Source organism: Microseira sp. BLCC-F43 (genome assembly GCF_041929235.1).
Classification (GTDB): domain Bacteria; phylum Cyanobacteriota; class Cyanobacteriia; order Cyanobacteriales; family Aerosakkonemataceae; genus Microseira.
The window spans coordinates 1-5,992 of record NZ_JBHFNP010000039.1; the positions used below are offsets into that span (position 1 = coordinate 1).

Annotated in this window: 5 protein-coding genes; 3 read left to right on the plus strand and 2 right to left on the minus strand. The window is 45.4% G+C overall.

Annotated elements, in window-relative coordinates; genetic code table 11:
• Nucleotides 1–143: 143 nt before the first annotated feature.
• On the minus strand, nucleotides 144–320 hold the full coding sequence (locus tag ACE1CM_RS06455) for a zinc ribbon domain-containing protein (RefSeq protein WP_374876577.1): 177 nt from the start codon (nucleotides 318–320) through the stop codon (nucleotides 144–146).
• An 829-nt stretch (nucleotides 321–1,149) separates the two neighbouring features.
• Here ACE1CM_RS06455 and ACE1CM_RS06460 point away from each other — a divergent pair.
• The 3 genes from ACE1CM_RS06460 to ACE1CM_RS06470 all read left to right on the plus strand — a co-directional run bounded on the left by ACE1CM_RS06460 (nucleotide 1,150) and on the right by ACE1CM_RS06470 (nucleotide 4,198).
• The gene (locus ACE1CM_RS06460; protein ID WP_374876578.1) at nucleotides 1,150–2,379 is read left to right on the plus strand and encodes a pyridoxal phosphate-dependent decarboxylase family protein; all 1,230 of its coding nucleotides are present in this window, start codon (nucleotides 1,150–1,152) and stop codon (nucleotides 2,377–2,379) included.
• Nucleotides 2,380–2,391: 12 nt separating this feature from the next.
• A complete protein-coding gene (locus tag ACE1CM_RS06465) occupies nucleotides 2,392–3,627 on the plus strand; it encodes an RNA-guided endonuclease InsQ/TnpB family protein (protein ID WP_374876579.1) in 1,236 nt (411 codons plus the stop codon).
• Nucleotides 3,628–3,712: 85 nt separating this feature from the next.
• Nucleotides 3,713–4,198: a hypothetical protein gene (locus ACE1CM_RS06470; protein WP_374876580.1), complete on the plus strand. Its 486-nt coding sequence runs from the start codon at nucleotides 3,713–3,715 to the stop codon at nucleotides 4,196–4,198.
• Nucleotides 4,199–4,830: 632 nt separating this feature from the next.
• Here the strand turns inward: ACE1CM_RS06470 and ACE1CM_RS06475 are convergent.
• On the minus strand, nucleotides 4,831–5,826 hold the full coding sequence (locus ACE1CM_RS06475; protein ID WP_374876581.1) for a DMT family transporter: 996 nt from the start codon (nucleotides 5,824–5,826) through the stop codon (nucleotides 4,831–4,833).
• Nucleotides 5,827–5,992 lie beyond the last annotated feature (166 nt).

Genomic DNA, 5,992 nt, shown 5'->3' on the forward strand with positions numbered 1-5,992 from the left:
TGTTGATTTAGCCGAACTTGTAGCTCAAAAGTGGACTGCCTAGTCGGTACTGAGTACTGAGTGTGAACTACCCACCACCAACCTTTCAGGTATGGTGGGGGCTTCTTCCTTCACTGGGAATCGCCTCCACGACCGTGGATCTTTTACGTCCCGGTCGTTTTGGTCGTACATACCCACAAGAAGCAGTAGCACTGGTTCCCAATGCCAAAATCCGCTTTCCCTTCATGCTTGATATTGATCGCAGCGTTGATATCGCGATCGTGTTGCTTACCGCAGTTTGGACAGTCTACAAACCTGACCCCCAAGCTATCAAAACCCAACCATTCTCAAGATCTCTGCACCTGGTCACTTGCCCCCGGATTTATCCGTGGAGAGAAAAGAAATTCTTCCTTGCTTGAATCCCCCGGATTTATCCGTGGGGGTTTCCCCGCGTCTCCGTCTCCCCGTGTCCCCTTGTCCTCTTCAAAGGGCTTAAACATATATCAATCTAAAATAAATTTATTGGAAGTGTTGTTAACAATAATTGCGGTTAGCTGAAAATTGGGATAATCGTGCTAGATTTGGCTGCGGATGGATTTTTTCGGAAAAATATGACTGGAATTTAGGGAGTTTATTCTCATTAATTGTTCGAGCAAAATAGGGATTGCAATAGCAATGTTCCTATGGATTGTCTTGAATATTAGCGGGAAAGATTAGCATGAGGAAAATCAAATAGAACCATGGCTAATAACTCGATAAATAACTCAAGTTGTTAGTTTTCCTAGCTTCTTTACGATCCCATCGTCAATCGTGCCTGCAGGTGGGCAATGCCCGCCCTACAAATATGGCGATATTTGAATGTCTGAAATTCATGTAGGAGTCAACTATGGTTTCTAAATTTGCGGACCATTGGAACAAAGATGGCAGTGTGCAAGCCAGTGCGCCCCGGTGGGCTACTTTACGTGCAGACATGCAGAGCGCCTTCCCGACCTACTATTCCACAGATACCTCGGATCCGTTTGCCAATCTGGTGGGTGAAGCAATTCGTTATCTAGATCGCCTCAAACCCCCCAAACCCACTTCTTCCCCCGCAACAACCCCAGGCTATCTGGGGGCGATCCCTCTGGTCCTCACTATGGCGATGTTACCAAAGCCAGACTGGGGGAAAACATGGCTCCGGTGTCGCAGGTGCTGCAACAAGCTGCCGATCTATTTAAGGGAATGCCCAACTGGAACCATCCGCTGGTGATGGCGAACGTGATTCCGCCTGCTAACACCGCTGCGATCGTTGCCGCGATGATGACCCAGGTTTTTAGCCCCAACATCATTGAAGGGGAGTATGCCTGGGATGTGGAGCGGACTGAAATGGAGACCTCTGCAATCCTGGCGGATCTGATTGGCTGGGATACAAACAAGGCAGGTGGTCTGTTCACCTTTGGCGGATCGGGCTGCTATTTTTATGGCATTAAATACGCTTTGACCAGTTGTTTGGGCATGGATTCCCGGTGTAATGGCATTCGCACCGATGCCAAGGTGTTGGTGTCTCAGCAGGGTCACTACTGCAAAATGAACTCCACAGACTGGACTGGTCTGGGTATGGAAAATTTCATCGACATCGACACCGATGAGACCAATGCAATGGATTTTGAACACCTGGAATCGGTGGTGCGAGAACTCCATGCTGCGGGAACACCGATTGCTGCGATCGTCTGCACAATGGGCACAACGGATGCTTTTGCGGTCGATCCGATCGAGGAGATCAGAAAGTTGGTGGATGAACTCTATCCCCTGGAAAACCATCCCGACGGTGTTGGACGACCCCTGATCTACGCCGACGCAGTGATTGGGTGGTCTTGGCTCACCTTCAAAGGGTATGAATTCGAGGCGAATCCCTTGGGCTTTGCACCAAAGGTTTTAGCTGATATCGAGAAAAACTACAACGCCATCAGCAAAGTAGTCCACGCCGATGCGATTGGCTGCGATTTCCACAAGACAGGTTGGTCAACCTACAATTGCAGCGTCGTTATGGTTCGCGATCTGCATCGCTTCCAAGAACTCCTGAGTCGCCCGGGTTCTGCCTATCTCCAAGCTCGTACCTGCTACAACCCCGGACTCTATACCTTGGAAGTTTCCCGTTCCGGTTCTTACTCAATGGCAGCTTGGGCGACGCTGAAATTCATGGGCTATAACGGATTTCGCTCGATTCTGGGAGGCATCCTGGAACTGCAACACTACCTGCGCGATCAGGTGATTAAGAACGAGCCAACGGTAGTCTGTGTCAACGAAGAAGATTCAGGTTTCGTTACCCTGTTCCGGGTTTACCAAAAATTTGGGTTTAAAGCCCCGTCCTTCGAGGACGGCTTTTTAACAAATCTTATTTTTATCCAGTATCTTTTGTGATAAAAAGAAAGAATGATAGTCAGAGAAGCCAAACTACTAAACGGAACTAAACAGCAATACCTCGCTCTTGATGATGCCATTCGTACAGCTCAATTCATCAGAAATAAAGCAATCCGGTACTGGATGGATAATCAGGGTGTAGGTAAAGCTGATTTATATGCGCTTTGCAAAGACCTCGCCAAAGAGTTTCCTTTTGCCAATAAATTAAACTCAGCGGCTCGTCAAGCTAGTGCAGAAAGAGCATGGGCTTCTATCTCTAGTTTCTACAGTCGGTGCAAAAAAAAGGAGCAGAAAAAAGGCTATCCTAAGTTCAAAAAACATTGTCGCTCTGTAGAGTACAAGGTGTCTGGTTGGAAATTGTCGTCAGACTGTATGACCATTGCTTTTACCGATGGTTTTAATTCTGGTACTTTTTCTCTATACTGCAACAAAGAAACTAGGGAAGACCTATTACGATTTAAGATAAACCGCGTTCGCGTGGTGCGTAGAGCCGATGGCTACTATGCACAATTCTGTTTTGACGCTGACCGTAAAGAGCAGGGAGAATATACGGGTAATGTATTAGGATTAGACTTGGGATTAAAGTATTTCTACTCCGATCAGAACGATAATGCTGTCATATATCCTCAATATCTTCGCCAATCAGAAAAACGCCTGAAAAAACAGCAACGACGGCTGGGCAAGAAATTTGTCAAGCGAGCAAAACCCCAATCAAATAACTACCACAAAGCCAGAATCAGATTAGGTAAAATTCACCTAAAAATTCAGAGACAGCGTAAAGACTGGGCAATCAAGACTGCTCGGTGCGTAGTGGCATCTAACGATGTAATTGTCTACGAAGATTTAAAGGTGTCAAATCTGGTCAAGAATCATCATTTGGCTAAGTCAATTTCTGATGCGAGTTGGTATCAATTCACTCAATGGTTAGACTACTACGGAAAAATCTGGGACAAGGCTGTAGTTGCGGTATCGCCTCACTATACTTCCCAAGATTGTTCTAATTGCGGTACGAGAGTGAAAAAGTCATTAAGCACCAGAACTCACTCATGTCCTCACTGCAAGATAGAAATTTGTCGCGATACAAATGCCGCGTTAAATATCTTGAAAAAGGGGATGGGGATTCTAGGGATTGAATGGCAAAACAGTACCTTTGGGCAAAAGGAATCTGCCTCCTTTGAGGGAAAGCGCGGGGAGAAGACTGCCTCTACTATTGATGGGCAACCAGATTTAGCAAGCAGACTTCTGTGAACCACGAACTAGAATCCCCCGTCGTTCACGCGGGGGAGTATGTCAAAAAAAGGGAGTTGATGCGGAAGCTCAATATAAAAGGGAGTTGACCAATCCCGCTGCGAAGACAGAACTGGAAGCCAATAACGAATTGCAGAAAAATGTGGCAGATCTGCTCTGGCAGTGGCACCGGGAAGGTAAGTTGCTCGAAGGCAGTTACGCGCCCTACATCAGCTACACCAGTGGTTTCCGTCCCACGGATTATCCAGATGAGAAGGTTGAACCTGGTTTCATCTATGCGGTGAAGGCTTATCCCATGAATGTCAACATTACACCTTTGGTGATGGATGAGTTGATTCGGTTGGTGTTGGCAGCACGGGATGCGATCGAAGCAGGTACAGTTCCACAACCCAATGATGATGCTGGAAATTGTCCTCTGCCTTACTCGGATTTCTCCAAGATCACGCCCCTGGAATGTGCATCGGATGAGCCAGGTGCAGGCGGCGCCACCTCAGATAACCTTCTCTCTGGCATTGGGCGGCAATCCCTCAAGGCATTGAAGCGGCAACGGAAACGCCGTCGTGGTCGTTAATCCTAGTCTGTATTGAGTTGCAAGTAGAGCCTGAATCCCCGCAATAAGCTGCGGGAGCACCTAATTTGAGAGTCAAATTTTCCCTTCTTCTTGTGGGGTGGGACGTATTGCCCGCCTCTTTATTGGATTTAAATGCGTAGTAGCTTAGAATTGCGGGGATTCAGGCTTTGTTTAATTACAATACCCCTGAAGACTTGAAAAGTCTGGATAAGTCTAAAGTCCTGTGGTGGGAAAAATATTTAACGCTCCGGGATATTGGGCAGGAAAGGCGATTCGAGCTGCACAAAGTTTAGGGAGAGACTTGAAAATTATCGCCTCATCATATGATTGTAACCACACCTCTGTTCCCGACTTAAATCGGATTCATTCACCCATCAAACAAGACTGATATCATGTCCTTAGGCATCGGTAGTGTATGGTGGGGGTGTGATATCATGTCCGGTTGCATAGATTGCATATAGTCGATTGTGCGAAAAGCTGTTTTTTTCCTCCCACCTGCTCACCTGCTCACCTGCTTACCTGCTCACCGCGCTACCGATGCAACCGGACATTATACAACTCCTGTATGTTTTACCATACCAACTTAATCACAAAAATTCCCGCGTGCAGCAGAACCGAGCCAACAGTAACTACTATGCTTGATTGATTGGTTTTGAAGACATTTTTGGAAATTCGACCGCTTGCCCTTCAATTCCTTTCTTACTGGTTAAAGCCAGGTAAATACCGAGTATGATAACAACAAAATCTACCAAGTTCAACCAACTCAAAGTCTCTGCAAAAATCAGCCAAGCTAAAAAAGCAGTCACAACCGGATCTAACAGATTAAACATGGCAACAAGGCTAGAAGACAAGTGTTTGAGACTGTATGCAAGTAGCCCATGAGCGACAACAATAGTTAAACCCAAAGCAATAACAGTTAGCCAACAATTCCTAGAGTGGGGAAACCATTCATCGCCAGCGATCAATATCACCACTCCAAACAAAAGTGTTTGAATCCTACAAATCCAATTCATGATAGTTGTAACTGTTAATTGCGTCCGCAGTTTTTCAACAATCAAAAGATAAGCACTCCAGAAAACGGCGGAGAGCAAAGCCAGTAAGTCACCTTGGAGTTTAACAGAAGCAATTTGTAAATCACCGAACCCCAAGACGATTGTTCCTATAGTGGCGATCCCCAGACCAGTTAAAAATTTATAATTAAAACGTTGATTAAACAGTAGCCATCCCCCCAGTGTCGTGAAAAGTGGAGTCAAGCTATGTATCAATGCTGCGTTAGCAATACTGGTCTGAGTCACTGACACAGCCCATAAAAACTGTGTAGCGAAGCAAACTACTGATGTCACCACTAGGAGGAAAATTTGTTTTTTATCGAGTGACTGCTTGAGCGTGGGTTCAAAGCAGAACCCACGCCGATCCACAACAAGCGTAACTTCTTGCAACAGTCCAAATATTAAGGCCGCTATCCAACAACGGTTGAAAATTGTAACATTGGCGTTGATTTCGATTTGACTCCATCGGAACAATATGGGAATAATGCCGAAAATCCCTAGAACTATTAAATTAGCAATAATTGCTTTTGTTTTTTTGTCATCATACTTCAGGTTACTAATTGCTAGCTGGTCGATCATAAAAAATTCACTCAATTCCTATGTTCTAAAATCTCATCTTAACTTTCTATATTCTATTAAGCGATAATTAATTTTATATCGCCTTCCTTGCACATTTTAAAACCCGGACCAAAATGACTCAACCATCCTCTGTCTATCAGTTCATTCCATCTCATAATCATGATGT